Consider the following 15577-nt stretch of genomic DNA (forward strand, 5'->3'; position numbering starts at 1 on the left):
CGTACGCGCAGCGAAAGCTCGTCCTCGTAGCGAAAGAACCACCGCCATGACCACCCGCGAAGCCGAACTCGCCATCGGCGGGATGACCTGCGCCTCCTGCTCGGCCCGCATCGAGAAGAAGCTGAACCGCCTGGAGGGGGTGACCGCGTCGGTCAACCTCGCCACGGAGAAGGCGAAGGTGTCGTACGCCGACGGGGTCGAACTCCCGCAGCTGATCGCGACGGTCGAGAAGCTGGGCTACTCGGCGGCGGAGATCAAGCCGCCGCCCCCGGAGCCGGAGCCGAACCTTGCGGCGGCACCCGACGACCACGCGGGCGAGAGCGGGGCGCTGCGGCAGCGGCTGCTCGTCTCCGCCGCGCTCTCCCTGCCCGTGGTCCTGCTCGCGATGGTCCCCTCGCTGCAGTTCGACAACTGGCAGTGGCTCTCGCTGACCCTCGCCGCGCCCGTCGTGGTCTGGGGCGGATACCCCTTCCACCGCGCCGCGTTCACCAATCTGCGGCACGGCGCCGCCACCATGGACACCCTTGTCTCGGTGGGCACCCTGGCCGCCTTCGGCTGGTCGCTGTGGGCGCTGTTCTTCGGGACGGCCGGGATGCCGGGGATGCGGCACGGCTTCGACCTCACCGTCTCGCGGACAATGGGGTCTCCCCTGCTCGAGCGAAGCCGAGAGCTTGGGGAAGGCTCGTCGACCATCTATCTCGAAGTGGCCGCGGGCGTCGTCACGTTCATCCTGCTCGGCCGCTATCTGGAGGCCCGCTCCAAGCGGCGCGCGGGCGCCGCCCTGCGGGCCCTGCTCGAACTGGGCGCGAAGGACGTCTCGGTGCTGCGCGGGGGCGCGGAGGTACGGGTTCCGGTGGCGCGGCTCGCCGTGGGAGACCGGTTCGTGGTGCGGCCGGGAGAGACGGTCGCCACCGACGGGACCGTGGTCGAGGGCGCGTCGGCCGTCGACGTGTCGATGCTGACCGGTGAGTCCGTGCCCGTCGACGTGACGGTGGGCGACGCGGTGACCGGGGCGACCGTGAACGCCTCCGGGCGGCTCGTCGTCGAGGCCACCCGGGTCGGGGCCGACACCCAACTGGCCCGGATGGCCCGGCTCGTCGAGGACGCGCAGACCGGCAAGGCCGAGGTGCAGCGGCTCGCCGACCGGATCGCCGCGGTCTTCGTGCCCGTCATCTTCCTCATCGCGCTCGGCACGCTGGTGGGCTGGCTGCTCGCCACGGACGACGCCACCGCCGCGTTCACCGCGGCCGTCGCCGTCCTGATCATCGCCTGCCCGTGCGCCCTCGGGCTCGCCACCCCGACCGCGCTCATGGTGGGCACCGGACGCGGCGCCCAGCTCGGCATCCTGATCAAGGGCCCCGAAGTCCTGGAGTCCACCCGGCGGGTGGACACCGTCGTCCTGGACAAGACCGGGACGGTGACGACCGGGCGGATGACCCTGGCGGACGTGCACGCCGCCGAGGACATCGAGGAGAAGCAGCTGCTGCGGCTCGCCGGGGCCCTGGAGCACGCCTCCGAACACCCCCTCGCGCGGGCGGTGGCGGCGGGCGCGGCCGAGCGGCTCGGCCTGGGCGCGGGCCAACTGCCCGTACCGGAGCGGTTCGAGAGCGTCGCCGGGCAGGGCGTGCGGGGCGCGGTGGACGGGCACGAGGTGCTCGTGGGGCGGGAGCGGCTGCTCACCGAGGCCGGGATCGACGGACTCGACCGGCTCGCCCCGGCGCGGGAGGCGGCGCGGGCCGCCGGGCGCACCGCCGTGCTCGTCGCCTGGGACGGGCAGGCGCGCGGTGTTCTCGAAGTGGCCGACGCCGTCAAGGAGTCCAGCGCCGAGGCGGTCCGCGCGCTGCGCGCCCTCGGCCTCACCCCGGTCCTGCTCACCGGCGACGGCCGGCCGGTCGCGGAGGCGGTCGCCCGCGAGGTGGGCATCGGCGCCGACGCCGTCCACGCGGAGGTGCTCCCCGAGGACAAGGTCGACGTCGTGCGGCGGCTGCAGGGTGAGGGCAGGGTCGTGGCGATGGTCGGGGACGGCGTGAACGACGCGGCCGCGCTCGCCACCGCCGACCTGGGCCTGGCCATGGGCACCGGCACGGACGCCGCGATCGAGGCGAGCGATCTGACGCTGGTGCGCGGGGACTTGCGCGTGGCGGCCGACGCCATCAGGCTCTCCAGGAAGACCCTCGCCACGATCAAGGGCAACCTCTTCTGGGCCTTCGGCTACAACGTCGCCGCGGTGCCGCTCGCGGCCGCCGGTCTGCTGAACCCGATGATCGCGGGCGCCGCGATGGCGTTCTCTTCGGTCTTCGTGGTCTCCAACAGCCTTCGCCTGAGGGCCTTCACATAGTCCCCGCAGGCTCGTTGCGGCATTCTCACCTCTGACGCCGGATCGGCATATCGGGGCTCTTGCGTACCTTCGGGACATATGCAAGAGACGCAGATCACAGTCATCCGAACGTAACCATTGAGGGGGCTCGCGAGTCTAAGAGTGCGATGCCAAGGACGTCTTGGGGGACGTCTCGGGCATCGGGGACAGAGTGTCTTGGGGGATGCTCTGGAATTGCGTTGCCGGGGCACGTGCACCGGGGAGCTTTGAGCGGCCCTCCCGTACGTACGCGTCCCGGCAGACCGCAGCGGCGCGCTGCCCACAGTCGCCCGGCCGGATCCCGTGGGGGGAATCCGCACCGGGACACAGGAAAGCGCCCCGACCGTCGACCCGTGGGGGGATCGGCGGCGGGGCGCTTTTCGCCGTCTCAAGGCCCGCTCAAGGCCCGCTGCATCAGCGGGCCTTGGTCAGGGGCTTGGTCAGCGGACCGTGCTCAGCGGGCCTCGACCGGGACGAAGTCCCGAAGGACCTCACCCGTGTAGATCTGGCGCGGGCGGCCGATGCGCGAACCCGGCTCCTTGATCATCTCGTGCCACTGGGCGATCCAGCCCGGGAGGCGGCCGAGGGCGAACAGGACCGTGAACATCTCGGTCGGGAAGCCCATGGCGCGGTAGATCAGGCCCGTGTAGAAGTCCACGTTCGGGTAGAGCTTGCGCTCGACGAAGTAGTCGTCGGCGAGGGCGTGCTCTTCCAGCTTCAGGGCGATGTCGAGCAGCTCGTCCGACTTGCCGAGGGCGGAGAGGACGTCGTGCGCGGCGGCCTTGATGATCTTCGCGCGCGGGTCGAAGTTCTTGTAGACCCGGTGCCCGAAGCCCATGAGCTTCACGCCGTCTTCCTTGTTCTTCACCTTGCGGATGAAGGTGTCGACGTCGCCGCCGGTGGCCTGGATGCCCTCGAGCATCTCCAGCACCGACTGGTTGGCGCCGCCGTGCAGCGGGCCCCACAGGGCGGAGATGCCCGCGGAGATCGACGCGAACATGTTGGCCTGCGAGGAGCCGACCAGGCGGACCGTGGACGTCGAACAGTTCTGCTCGTGGTCCGCGTGCAGGATCAGCAGCTTGTCGAGCGCGGAGACGACGACCGGGTCGAGCTCGTACTCGGCGGCGGGCACCGAGAACGTCATGCGCAGGAAGTTCTCGACGTAGCCGAGGTCGTTGCGCGGGTAGACGACCGGGTGGCCCTGCGACTTCTTGTACGCGTAGGCCGCGATCGTCGGAAGCTTGGCGAGAAGGCGGATCGTCGAGAGGTGACGCTGCTTCTCGTCGAACGGGTTGTGGCTGTCCTGGTAGAACGTCGACAGCGCGCTGACCACGGACGACAGCATCGCCATCGGGTGGGCGTCGCGCGGGAAGCCGTCGTAGAACCGCTTGACGTCCTCGTGCAGCAGGGTGTGCTGCGTGATCTCGTTCTTGAACGTGGCCAGCTCGTCGACCTTCGGCAGCTCGCCGTTGATCAGGAGGTACGCCACCTCGGTGAAGGTGGAGCGCTCGGCCAGCTGCTCGATCGGGTAGCCGCGGTACCGGAGGATGCCCTGCTCGCCGTCGAGATAGGTGATGGCGGATTTATAGGCGGCGGTGTTGCCATAGCCGCTGTCCAGGGTCACCAGACCGGTCTGGGCGCGCAGCTTCCCGATGTCGAAGCCCTTGTCGCCGACGGTCGATTCGATCACCGGGTAGGTGTACTCGCCATCGCCGTACCGCAGTACTACAGAGTTGTCGCTCACGTCATCCCTCACCGACGTTGTGCCTCTTCTTCGAGGTGCCCTGACTGTCTCTACCATCCCCCATTTGGCCCTGGAGAGTGCACTCGGGGTCGACCATTGGGCCTATTGACGGCACTGAGTGCCGCCAACCTGCTCATCCTGCCGCCTATGCCGTGGTTCCGGAAGTGGTCTGTGACCTTTGCGACTCATTTGATCGATCAAACGTGACCTGCCCGTAGTGGATACGGGCGTTGAGCCGCCTCGACCGCTTCAGGCGGGCCTCCGTCCCGAGAGGCGGAAGTCCAGCGCCGTACAGCGCCTGCCCGCCGAGACCGTGCGCACCGCTTGTCCGAGAGCCTTGCGCGAACCGACCAGGACGACCAGCTTCTTGGCGCGGGTCACGGCGGTATAGAGCAGATTCCGCTGGAGCATCATCCAGGCGCCGGTGGTGACGGGGATCACCACCGCCGGGTACTCGCTGCCCTGCGAGCGGTGGATCGTCACCGCGTACGCATGGGCCAGCTCGTCCAGTTCGTCGAAGTCGTACGGGACCTCCTCGTCCTCGTCGGTCAGGACCGTGAGGCGCTGGTCGTCGACGGACAGGGCGGTGACCACACCCACCGTGCCGTTGAACACGCCGTTCAGGCCCTTCTCATAGTTGTTGCGGATCTGGGTGACCTTGTCGCCGACGCGGAAGACGCGGCCGCCGAAGCGCTTCTCCGCCAGGTCGGGGCGGGCGGGGGTGATGGCCTGCTGGAGCAGGCCGTTGAGGTTGCCGGCGCCCGCGGGGCCGCGGTGCATGGGGGCGAGGACCTGGACGTCGCGGCGCGGGTCCAGGCCGAACTTGGCGGGGATGCGGTGCGCCGCCACGTCCACCGTGAGCCGGCCCGCGTCCTCCGTCTCCTCCTCGACGAACAGGAAGAAGTCGCTGAGGCCCGAAGTCAGCGGCGGGACGCCGGAGTTGATCCGGTGGGCGTTGGTGACCACGCCGGACTGCTGTGCCTGGCGGAAGATGCGGGTGAGGCGGACGGCGGGGATCGGGCTCTGTTCGCTGAGCAGGTCCCGCAGGACCTCGCCCGCGCCGACGCTCGGCAGCTGGTCGACGTCGCCCACGAAGAGGAGGTGGGCGCCGGGCGGGACGGCCTTCGCCAGCTTGTTGGCGAGCAGCAGGTCCAGCATGGACGCCTCGTCGACCACCACCAGGTCGGCGTCCAGGGGGCGGTCCTTGTCGTACGCCGCGTCCCCGCCGGGCTTCAGCTCCAGGAGGCGGTGGACGGTGGACGCCTCGGCGCCGGTGAGCTCGGCCAGGCGCTTGGCGGCCCTGCCGGTGGGCGCGGCCAGCACGACCTTGGCCTTCTTGGCGCGGGCCAGCTCGACGACGGAGCGGACCGTGAAGGACTTGCCACAGCCGGGGCCGCCGGTGAGGACGGCGACCTTGCGGGTCAGGGCGAGCTTGACCGCCTCCTCCTGCTCGGGGGCGAGCTCGGCGCCCGTGCGGTCCGCGAGCCAGGCCAGGGCCTTGTCCCAGGCGACGTCCTGGAAGGCGGGCATGCGGTCGTCCGCCGTGGTGAGGAGGCGCTTGAGCTGGGCGGAGAGGGACAGCTCGGCGCGGTGGAAGGGGACCAGGTAGATCGCGGTGACGTCGCCCTCGCCCTCCGGCCCCGGCACCGTCTCCCTGACGACCCCCGGGCCGTCCTCCTCTGTCTCCTCCTGGGCCGCGAGCTCGGCGAGGCAGTCGATGACGAGGCCCGTGTCGACCTGGAGGAGCTTGACCGCGTCCGCGATCAGGCGCTCCTCGGGCAGGAAGCAGTTGCCCTGGTCGGTGGATTGCGAAAGGGCGTACTGCAGACCGGCCTTGACGCGCTCCGGGCTGTCGTGCGGGATGCCGACGGACTGGGCGATGCGGTCGGCGGTGAGGAAGCCGATGCCCCAGACGTCGGCGGCCAGGCGGTACGGCTGGTTCTTCACGACCGAGATCGACGCGTCGGCGTACTTCTTGTAGATGCGGACGGCGATGGAGGTGGAGACGCCCACTCCCTGGAGGAAGACCATGACCTCCTTGATGGCCTTCTGCTCCTCCCAGGCAGCGGCGATCATCTTCGTGCGCTTGGGGCCGAGGCCGGGGACCTCGACGAGGCGCTTCGGCTCCTGCTCGATGATGTCGAGGGTGTCGGCGCCGAAGTGCGTGGTGATGCGGTCCGCCATGACCGGGCCGATGCCCTTGATGAGGCCGGAGCCCAGGTAGCGGCGGATGCCCTGGACGGTGGCGGGCAGCACTGTCGTGTAGTTCTCGACGGTGAACTGCTTCCCGTACTGCGGGTGGGAGCCCCAGCGGCCCTCCAAGCGCAGGGACTCACCGACCTGGGCGCCGAGGAGCGAGCCGACCACCGTGAGCAGGTCGCCGGCGCCGCGGCCCGTGTCCACGCGCGCGACCGTGTAGCCGGTCTCCTCGCTCGCGAACGTGATCCGCTCCAGGACCCCCTCGACGACCGCCTGCCGCGGGGGCGGCACCGCTCCTGAACTCGCCATGATCCGACGTTACCGCCGGGCGCCGACAGCGTGGCCGGGCTGTGGATAACCGGACAGTTTCGAGGGGCCCGGCCGACCGGCCGGGCCCCTCAGGTGTCTCCCTCCCCTGTCGATGGCTCCCCGAGATCCCCCCGGATCTCCCCCCTCCGGAAACACCGACGCCCAGTACGACCCGCGTCGGCCCGGAAGGGTTGCACGGAGTCGCCGAAAAGTTTCCCAGAGTGCCGACATATCGGGTCAGACGTAGCGTTTACGGCATGAGTGATGACGCTTCTTCCTTTGAGCAGGACGTGCTCGACCAGCTCGGCGATGACCAGCTCCAGGAACTGGGGCAGCTGCCCGGTGTCGCCGAGGCGGGCGGTCCTCAGCAGTTCGTCTCCCACACCGTGTCCGCGCTCGCGGGCGGGCTCCAGGACAAGGCGGCGGGGGCGCCCGAGGACGCCGACGAGGTGAAGCAGGCCGTCGCGGAGGTCGCGGAGGCTCCCGCCGACGGTGCGGCGCCCCTCCAGGGCGTGGCCACCCTCGGGGGGCTCGGCGGGCTCCTCGGCGGGTCGATGATGTCGGGTGTGCTCGCGAAGATGAGCAAGCCGGTCGCCTCGGCCGTCTCCAAGAAGACGGGCCTTCCGGAGGCCACGGTCAGCCGGGGGATCGAGATGCTGATCCCCATCGTGCTGGCGGTGATGGCCAAGCGGGCGAGTGGCGCGAAGGCGCCGGGTGCGGGGGCGCAGGCATCCGGGGGCTTGGGTGATCTGCTGGGCGGCATCTTGGGCGGCGGTAAGAAGTAGCCCCTGGCCCGCCCCTTCCCGAAACCGGGGGCAGGCCCCCGGGCCCCCGGGGTGGGTGGGCCTTGCGGGGGCTGCGCCCCCTGCACCCCTGCTCCGGGGCTCCGCCCCTTGCCCCCATCGGCGCTGAACGCGCCTCGTCCTCAAACGCCGGACGGGCTCAGAGATCTCCGCCGGACAGGCTGATGCGGAACCTCTTCGCCGTCTCCGCCAGCAACTCCCTCCCGTCCCCCGCCCACAACTCCTCGTTGAACAGCTCCACCTCGACGGGACCCGTGTACCCGGCCGCCTCCATGTGGCCGTGCCACTCCCTCATGTCGATGGCGCCCTCCCCCAGCTGGCCCCTGCCGTTGAGGACCCCCTGGGGCAACGGCGTGATCCAGTCGGCCAGTTGGAAGGCGTGGAGGCGGCCCGTGGCGCCCGCGCGCGCGATGTGTGCGGGCGCCGTGTCGTCCCACCAGACGTGGTACGTGTCCACGCAGACGCCGACCTGGTCGGCGGGGAAGCGTTCCGCGAGGTCCAGGGCCTGGGACAGGGTCGACACCACGCAGCGGTCCGAGGCGAACATGGGGTGCAGGGGCTCGATGGCCAGGCGGACGGAGCGGTCGGCGGCGTAGGGGGCCAGTTCCGCGAGGGCCTCCGCGATGCGTTCCCGGGCTCCGTGCAGGTCGCGGCTGCCCTTGGGGAGGCCGCCCGAGACCAGGACCAGGGTGTCCGTGCCCAGCGCGACCGCCTCGTCGATCGCCGCCTTGTTGTCATCGATGGCCCACCCACGCGCGCGTGCCTCGATGTCCGTCAGGAAGCCGCCCCGGCAGAGGGTGGTGACCGTCAGGCCCGCGTCGCGCATCAGCCGCGCCGTCTCCGCCAGGCCGTACGCGTGCACCGGTTCGCGCCACAGGCCCACCCCTCGTACGCCCAGGTCCACGCAGGCCGTTGCCAGTTCGGGGAGGCCGAGCTGCTTCACCGTCGCCTGGTTGATGCTGAAGCGCGCCGGCCCGGTCTCCGCCGGCGTCGTTGTCGTCGTAGGTGTCGCTGTCACCGGTCTGCTCCGTACACCTGGTGGAACGTCTTCATGCGGAACGCCGCACGCTCCGGGTCATCGAACAGGTCGAGGTCGCGGGCGAGTTCGTAGGCGCGCCGCAGATGGGGCAGCGAACGGGCCGACTGGAGGCCGCCGACCATCGTGAAGTGCGACTGGTGGCCCACGAGCCAGGCGAGGAAGACGACGCCCGTCTTGTAGTAGCGGGTCGGCGGCTGGAAGAGGTGGCGGGACAACTCGACCGTGGGGTCGAGGAGTTCGCGGAACCTCGTCACGTCTCCTGTGTCCAGGGCCCGGACCGCTCGCGCCGCCAGGGGCCCCAGCGGGTCGAAGATGCCCAGGAGCGCGTGGCTGAAGCCGTGGGTGTCGCCCGCGATGAGCTCGGGGTAGTGGAAGTCGTCTCCCGTGTAGCAGCGCACCCCCTTGGGGAGGCGGCGGCGCAGGGCGATCTCCCGGTTCGCGTCCAGGAGGGAGATCTTGACGCCGTCCACCTTGTCGGGGTGGGCCGCGACGACCTCCAGGAAGGTCTCGGTCGCGGCGTCGAGGTCCGGGCTCCCCCAGTAGCCGGTGAGCGCCGGGTCGAACATGGGGCCGAGCCAGTGGAGGATGACCGGTTCGGACGCCTGGCGGAGCAGCCATCCGTACGTCTCGATGTAGTCCTCGGGGCCGCGCGCGGCCGCCGCCAGGGCCCGTGAGGCCATCAGGATCGCTTGGGCGCCCTCGCCCTCGACGAGTTCGAGCTGCTCCTCGTAGGCCGCCCTGACGTCCGCCAGGCGCGCCGGGACGGGGAGTTGGTCGGTGCCGACGCCGCACGCGACACGGCCGCCGACCGCGCGCGCCTCGGCGGCGGAGCGGCGGATCAGCTCGGCCGCGGCCGTCCAGTCGAGGCCCATGCCGCGCTGCGCGGTGTCCATGGCCTCGGCGACCCCGAGCCCGTGCGACCAGAGATGGTGGCGGAAGGCGAGCGTCGCGTCCCAGTCGATGGCCGCCGGCGAGTCCGGGGAGACGTCGGCGTGCGGGTCGGCGACGACGTGGGCCGCCGAGAAGACGGTCCGGGACACCAAGGGGGACGACGGGGACGCGCCCGTGGGTGTGGAGGTCACAGCGTGATCTCCGGTACGTCGAGGCGGCGGCCCAGCGCCGCCGAGCGCAGCCCGAGTTCGGCGAGCTGGACGCCGCGGGCGCCTGCCAGCAGGTCCCAGCGGTAGGGCGCGTCCGCGTACACGTGCTTGAGGAAGAGCTCCCACTGGGCCTTGAAGCCGTTGCCGAAGCCGCCGGAGGCGTCCGGTCCGTTGTCGGGGACCTCCTGCCACTGGTCGCGGAAGGAGTGGGTGGCCGGCAGGTCCGGGTTCCAGACCGGCTTCGGGGTCGAACCGCGGTGCTGGATGCGGCAGTTGCGCAGGCCCGCGACGGCCGAGCCCTCCGTCCCGTCGACCTGGAACTCGACGAGTTCGTCGCGGTGCACGCGCACCGCCCAGGAGGAGTTGATCTGCGCGACGGCGCCGCCCTCCAGCTCGAAGAGGCCGTACGCGGCGTCGTCGGCGGTGGCGTCGTACGGCTTGCCGTTCTCGTCCCAGCGCTGCGGGATGTGGGTGGCGGTGAGCGCCTGGACGGTGCGCACGCGGCCGAACAGCTCGTGCAGGACGTACTCCCAGTGCGGGAACATGTCGGTGACGATGCCGCCGCCGTCCTCGGTGCGGTAGTTCCAGGAGGGGCGCTGGGCGCTCTGCCAGTCGCCCTCGAAGACCCAGTAGCCGAACTCGCCCCGGACGGACAGGATCCGCCCGAAGAAGCCGCCGTCGACGAGCCGCTTCAGCTTGAGCAGGCCCGGCAGAAAGAGCTTGTCCTGGACGACGCCGTGCTTGACGCCCGCGGCGTTCGCGAGCCGGGCGAGCTCCAGGGCGCCGTCGAGGCCGGTGGCGGTGGGCTTCTCGGTGTAGATGTGCTTGCCCGCGGCGATGGCCTGCTTGAGGGCGCTCTCGCGGGCGGCGGTGACCTGGGCGTCGAAGTAGATGTCGACGGCCGGGTCGGTGAGGACCGCGTCCAGGTCGGTGGTGAAGTGCTCCAGTCCGTGCTCGGCGGCGAGGGCGCGCAGGGCGTGTTCGCGGCGGCCCACGAGGACCGGCTCGGGCCACAGGACCTCGCCGTCGCCCAGGTCGAGGCCGCCTTCCTCGCGCAGGGCGAGGATCGAGCGGACCAGGTGCTGCCGGTGGCCCATCCGTCCCGTCACGCCGTTCATGGCGATGCGCACCGTCTTGCGTGTCACGTTGCGTCCGTCCCTCCGTAGAGCGAATAGCGAGCTGATGCCAAGCGAGAGATAAGCAAGATAGCAAGCGCTTTCTACACGAGAGAAAGTTAGCCTGCCTCCAAGGCCCGGACAAGACGGAGGATGACCAGATGACCGTGACCCTGGCGGACGTGGCGGCCCGCGCCCAGGTCTCCCCCGCCACCGTCTCCCGCGTCCTGAACGGGAACTACCCCGTCGCCGCCGCCACCCGGGAGCGGGTGCTGCGCGCGGTGGACGAGCTGGACTACGTCCTGAACGGCCCGGCGAGCGCGCTCGCCGCCGCCACCTCCGACCTGGTCGGCATCCTGGTCAACGACATCGCCGACCCCTTCTTCGGGATCATGGCGAGCGCGGTCCAGTCGGAGATCGTCGGGCCCGGAGGGCGTGCGGGCGGGGAGCGGATGGCGGTCGTGTGCAACACGGGCGGCTCCCCGGAGCGCGAACTCACCTATCTCACACTCCTCCAGCGCCAACGCGCCGCCGCCGTCATCCTCACCGGCGGGGCGATCGAGGACGCGGAGCACGCGGAGGCGATCGCGGGGAAGCTGCGGCGGCTCGCGGAGGCGGGGACGCGGGTGGTGCTGTGCGGCAGGCCGCCGTCGCCGGCCGCCGACACCGACGCGGTGGCGCTCGCCTTCGACAACCGCGGCGGCGGACGGCGCCTGACGGAGCATCTGCTCTCGCTCGGCCACCGCCGCATCGGCTACATCGCGGGCCCCGAGGAGCGCACCACGACCCGCCACCGCCTGGAGGGCCACCGCGAGGCGCTCGCCGCGCACGGCGTCCCCGACGAGCAGGGCCGCACCCTGCACGGCCCGTACGACCGCCGCTCCGGCTACGACGCGACGGCCGAACTGCTGCGCCGCGAGCCGGAGTTGACGGCCGTCGTGGCCGCGAACGACACGGTGGCCCTGGGAGCCTGCGCGGCCCTGCGCGACCGCGGCCTGCGCATCCCCGACGACGTCTCGGTGGCGGGCTTCGACGACCTCCCCTTCAGCATCGACGCGGTCCCCGCGCTGACGACGGTGCGCCTTCCCCTGTACGAGGCGGGGGCGCGGGCGGGCCGCATCGCGATGGGGCGGGAGGCGGCGCCGCCCGGGGGTGTGGCGACGGTGCACGGAGAGCTGATGGTGCGGGGGTCGACGGGGGCGCCGCGGCGGTGAGACGGGGGCGGTGCGACGGGGCCCTCCGGCGCCCGGGCGGCCCCGTCAGACCTTGACCACGCGGACAGCGCGGCCGCACAGGACCAGGAGGTCCTCGGGGTCCGACGCCAGGACCGTCACCGGGGCGGGCGAGGCGAGTGCGGTGGCGGCCACGATCGCGTCGAGCGCGTACTTGTGGCCGTGCAGCCCTGCTGCGGCGAGGAGTTTGCTCGCGTGGCGGGCGACGGCTTCCGTGGGCGGGATGATGTTCACCCGTGAGACGGCATAGTCGAAACGTGCCTGGTTGGTCTCGGGGTCCCGCGCTTCGACGAGCGTGACGGAGCTGCTGACGACGCGCACGTCCTCCGCCTCAGCCGCGGTCAGCCACTCGGTCAGTTCAGGCGTGCGTCGTACGAGTTTGGACAGGCCCTCACAGTCCAGGACGAGCGTGCCCGTCACGCGGCGTCCGCCGAGCCCGACGCGTCACCGCGCAGCAGGGCACGCTTGGCCTCGACCGCCGCCTGGTCGACCGGGCCGTGCTCGGCTTCGGCGTCTTCGATGAGTTCGCGCAGCCGGTCTCGCTCCAGCTGGCGCTGGATCAGGGACTCGACGTAGGCCGACATGCCTCGCTTCCCCGTGCGCGCCTTGAGCGCCTCGATGGTGCCCTCGTGGAGCGAGACGGACACGGGGCGGACGGGTCCTTCGCCGGGAGCGGGGGAGTCAGCCATGGCAGCCATTTAACAAGAGTTTTGTTATTCGGGCGAGTCCGTACGGGCGGCACAGAAGGGTGAGCCATCCGACCCGAAGGGTTCCCCCACGGCCCGGCCCGCCGTACCGTTGACTAAGTCAAAGGAACCTCGGGGTGATCCGCCATGGTGATCAGGAAGTCCGAGAGCGTGGCCGCCGCCGCGCTCGCGCCCGTGCAGGAGCTGCGCGCCTTCAACCGGTTCTACACGAACCTCATCGGCGCCCTCGACTACAGCCGCCACCTCTACGTCCCGTACACCCTCACCGAGTCCCGCGTGCTGTACGAGCTGGCGCACAGCCCGCGGACCGACGCCGCCGACCTCCGGGGCGAACTGTCGCTCGACGCGGGGTACTTGAGCCGTCTGCTCGCCAAGTTCGAGCGGGACGGGCTCGTCGAGCGCGGGCCCTCCGCGCGGGACTCGCGGCGGCAGCGCATCACCCTCACCGCGCGCGGGCGCTCCGCCGCCGACCTGCTGGACGAGCGCTCGCGCGAGGCCGTGGGGGCGCTGCTGTCCGGGGTGTCCGCCGGGGACCGGGCGCGGCTCGCGGCGGCCCTCGGGACCGTGCGGGAGATCCTGAGCGGCTCCCGGGAGAGAGCCCGGCGGGCCGAGGACGTGGTGCTGCGCGAGCCCGGCGCCGGCGATCTCGGGTGGATCGTGGAGCGCAACGCCGCCGTGTACGCGGCCGAGTTCGGCTGGAACACCGACTACGAGGGCCTCGTCGCGCGGATCGTCGCCGACTTCGCCGAGGACCACGACCCGCACCTGGAGCGGGTGTGGATCGCCGAGCTCGACGGGCGGCCCGTGGGGTGCGTGATGTGCGTGCGCGACGAGGCCCCGGGCACCGCCCGGCTGCGGCTGCTGCTCGTGGAGCCGGACGCCCGGGGCCTGGGCGTCGGAGACCAACTCATCCGTGCTTGTGTGGAGTTCGCGCGGGGCGTGGGATACCGCGAACTCGTCCTGTGGACCAATGACGTGCTCGAAGCGGCCCGGGTCCTCTATCAGCGGCACGGCTTCGTGCTGGCCGCCGAGAAGCCGCACCGGTCCTTCGGGGTCGACCTCGTGGGACAGGACTGGCGGCTGGGGCTGCACGCCGCACCCGCGTGAGAGCGGGCCCCGTGCGAAAGCGCCCGGCATCGGGGGCCCGGCAACGCGGGGTTGACCCTGTTCGCACGGCGGATAGTGTCCCCGCCATGAAGCTCGCCTTCTCCACCCTCGGTGTCCCCGGCCTCCCCCTCCCCGACGTGCTGCGCCTCGCCACCGAGCACGGCTACGACGGGGTGGAGCTCCGCGCCCACCCCGAGGAACCCGTGCACCCCGGCATCGACCTGGTCCAACGGGCCGACGTGGCCGCCTCGTTCAAGGAGAGCGGCGTGCGGATCCTCGGTCTCGCGGGGTACCCGCGCATGGCCGAGCCCGGGGACGACGGGCCCGTGCTCGCAGAGGTGCGGGAGCTGGTCGGCCTCGCCCGTGACGTGGGCGCGCCCTTCGTCCGGGTCTTCCCCGGCGGCGGCACCGAGCAGAGCTCCGAGGAGGCCGACGCGACGGCGGCCCGACGCCTCGGCGCCGCCGCCGAGTTCGCCGCCGACGCCGGGGTCCGCATCCTCCTGGAGACCCATGACTCGCACCGCACCGGCGCCGCCGCCGCCCGCGTCATCGGCACGGTCGGGCACCGCCAGGTCGGCGCCCTGTGGGACGTGATGCACACCTGGCTGGGCGGCGAGCGCGTCGCCGCCTCGTACGCGGCGCTCGCCCCGCAGCTCGGCTATGTCCAGGTCAAGGACATCGCCTCCGCCGACGACACCACGCCCCTCCCCCTCGGCGCGGGCGTCCTGCCGCTCGCGGAGTGCGTGGGGCTGCTGCGGCGCGAGGGCTGGGACGGGTGGCTGTGCTGGGAGTACGAGAAGCGGTGGTACGAGGACGCGGCGCCGCTGCCCCAACTCCTCAGCGCCGGGCGGGAGTACCTGGCGCGGCTGCTCGCGACGGACGGGCGGCGGGCGAACCCATGAGCGTACGGGGGGACTTGACGGCCGGGCCCAGCGACGTCAGCGCCACCCCCGCCACAAGGAGCGCCCCCGCGCACCACCGCAGCCCGGTCACGGACTCCCCCAGGAACAGCGCCGACGAAGACATCCCGACGACAGGGACGAGCAGCGAGAACGGCGCGACCGTCGACGCGGGGTGGCGGCGCAGCAGATAGCCCCAGGCGCCGAAGCCGAAGACCGTGGTGATCCACGCGACGTAGACGATGATCCCGGCGCCCTGCCAGTCCAGGGAGCGCAGGGCCGCGAGGTCCGCGGACGGGCCCTCGAAGAGGAGCGAGAGGGCCAGCAGCGGCAGGACCGGGACGGTGCTCACCCACACCATGAAGTTGAGGGCGTCGGGCGGGGCGGCCTTGCGGGTGAGGACGTTCGAGACGCCCCAGCAGGCGGCGGCGCCGATCAGCAGCGCGAAGGCGCCGAGCGGGCCCGTCTCCCCCTCGTCGACGGCCGCGACGGCGATCCCGGCGAGGGCGATGACCATGCCCAGCGCCCGTGTCCTGCCCGGTCGTTCACCGAGCGCCGCGAAGGCGAACACGGCCGTGAAGACCGCCTGGATCTGGAGCACCAGCGAGGAGAGCCCGGCGGGCATCCCCGCGTCCATGCCGATGAACAGCAGCCCGAACTTGGCGACGCCGAGGACCAGGCCGACCCCCACGATCCACTTCCAGGCGACCTTCGGGCGGCCCACGAAGAAGACCGCGGGCAGCGCCGCGACGAGGAACCGCAGCGCGGAGAAGAGCAGCGGCGGGAAGTGGCCGAGGCCCACCTCGATGACGACGAAGTTGACGCCCCAGACGGCGGTGACGAGCACGGCCAGGCAGATGTGAGCAGGTCGCATGCGTCGAGGATCACCCGCCGCGACCATGTAGGACCAGCGCGGATCTCTGCATGATTGGATGAAGCAACGCTAATGAATGGGGAGTTCATGCAC

The 15577-nt window shown here is 71.6% G+C and carries 13 protein-coding genes; 5 read left to right on the plus strand and 8 right to left on the minus strand.

Annotation, left to right across the window (positions count from 1 at the left end):
• The first annotated feature begins 46 nt into the window (after positions 1 to 46).
• Entirely contained in the window at positions 47 to 2338 is a 2292-nt protein-coding gene (locus ACQB60_RS05575) for a heavy metal translocating P-type ATPase (RefSeq protein ID WP_496924645.1), read from the plus strand.
• 472 nt (positions 2339 to 2810) lie between these two features.
• Here ACQB60_RS05575 and ACQB60_RS05580 read toward each other — a convergent pair whose 3' ends face one another.
• Positions 2811 to 4100 carry a citrate synthase gene (locus ACQB60_RS05580; RefSeq protein ID WP_496924646.1) on the minus strand — a complete coding sequence of 430 codons (1290 nt, stop codon included), beginning with the start codon at positions 4098 to 4100 and terminating at the stop codon, positions 2811 to 2813.
• A 249-nt stretch (positions 4101 to 4349) separates the two neighbouring features.
• A complete protein-coding gene (gene recD2, locus ACQB60_RS05585) occupies positions 4350 to 6608 on the minus strand; it encodes an SF1B family DNA helicase RecD2 (protein WP_496924647.1) in 2259 nt (752 codons plus the stop codon).
• Positions 6609 to 6865: 257 nt separating this feature from the next.
• On the opposite strand from recD2, the gene ACQB60_RS05590 reads away from it, so the two are divergent.
• On the plus strand, positions 6866 to 7393 hold the full coding sequence (locus ACQB60_RS05590) for a DUF937 domain-containing protein (protein WP_496924648.1): 528 nt from the start codon (positions 6866 to 6868) through the stop codon (positions 7391 to 7393).
• 157 nt (positions 7394 to 7550) lie between these two features.
• Here the strand turns inward: ACQB60_RS05590 and ACQB60_RS05595 are convergent, their stop codons facing one another.
• Genes ACQB60_RS05595 through ACQB60_RS05605 form a run of 3 tightly spaced genes read right to left on the minus strand, consistent with a single transcriptional unit; the run spans position 7551 to position 10695 of the window.
• Positions 7551 to 8429, minus strand: coding sequence for a sugar phosphate isomerase/epimerase family protein (locus ACQB60_RS05595; protein ID WP_496924649.1), 879 nt, complete (start codon positions 8427 to 8429; stop codon positions 7551 to 7553).
• Positions 8426 to 9532: a dihydrodipicolinate synthase family protein gene (locus ACQB60_RS05600; protein WP_496924650.1), complete on the minus strand. Its 1107-nt coding sequence runs from the start codon at positions 9530 to 9532 to the stop codon at positions 8426 to 8428. Before ACQB60_RS05600 ends, ACQB60_RS05595 begins: the two co-directional genes overlap by 4 nt.
• Positions 9529 to 10695, minus strand: coding sequence for a Gfo/Idh/MocA family protein (locus ACQB60_RS05605; protein WP_496924651.1), 1167 nt, complete (start codon positions 10693 to 10695; stop codon positions 9529 to 9531). Before ACQB60_RS05605 ends, ACQB60_RS05600 begins: the two co-directional genes overlap by 4 nt.
• Positions 10696 to 10826: 131 nt before the next feature.
• On the opposite strand from ACQB60_RS05605, the gene ACQB60_RS05610 reads away from it, so the two are divergent.
• On the plus strand, positions 10827 to 11879 hold the full coding sequence (locus tag ACQB60_RS05610; RefSeq protein WP_496924652.1) for a LacI family DNA-binding transcriptional regulator: 1053 nt from the start codon (positions 10827 to 10829) through the stop codon (positions 11877 to 11879).
• Between the two features lie 45 nt (positions 11880 to 11924).
• On the opposite strand, the gene ACQB60_RS05615 is transcribed toward ACQB60_RS05610, so the two are convergent.
• Entirely contained in the window at positions 11925 to 12317 is a 393-nt protein-coding gene (locus ACQB60_RS05615) for a type II toxin-antitoxin system VapC family toxin (protein ID WP_496924653.1), read from the minus strand.
• Complete coding sequence (locus tag ACQB60_RS05620; protein ID WP_496924654.1) at positions 12314 to 12586, minus strand: hypothetical protein; 273 nt, start codon at positions 12584 to 12586, stop codon at positions 12314 to 12316. Before ACQB60_RS05620 ends, ACQB60_RS05615 begins: the two co-directional genes overlap by 4 nt.
• A 144-nt stretch (positions 12587 to 12730) precedes the next feature.
• Between ACQB60_RS05620 and ACQB60_RS05625 the strand changes: the two genes are divergently transcribed.
• Both ACQB60_RS05625 and ACQB60_RS05630 read left to right on the plus strand, forming a co-directional pair.
• A complete protein-coding gene (locus ACQB60_RS05625; protein WP_496924655.1) occupies positions 12731 to 13711 on the plus strand; it encodes a bifunctional helix-turn-helix transcriptional regulator/GNAT family N-acetyltransferase in 981 nt (326 codons plus the stop codon).
• 86 nt (positions 13712 to 13797) lie between these two features.
• Complete coding sequence (locus ACQB60_RS05630) at positions 13798 to 14613, plus strand: sugar phosphate isomerase/epimerase family protein (RefSeq protein ID WP_496924656.1); 816 nt, start codon at positions 13798 to 13800, stop codon at positions 14611 to 14613.
• Here ACQB60_RS05630 and ACQB60_RS05635 read toward each other — a convergent pair.
• On the minus strand, positions 14549 to 15484 hold the full coding sequence (locus ACQB60_RS05635) for an EamA family transporter (protein WP_496924657.1): 936 nt from the start codon (positions 15482 to 15484) through the stop codon (positions 14549 to 14551). The two genes, ACQB60_RS05630 and ACQB60_RS05635, sit on opposite strands and share 65 nt — an antisense overlap.
• Between the last annotated feature and the right edge of the window lie 93 nt (positions 15485 to 15577).

Source organism: Streptomyces odontotermitis (assembly GCF_050510915.1).
Lineage (GTDB): Bacteria > Actinomycetota > Actinomycetes > Streptomycetales > Streptomycetaceae > Streptomyces.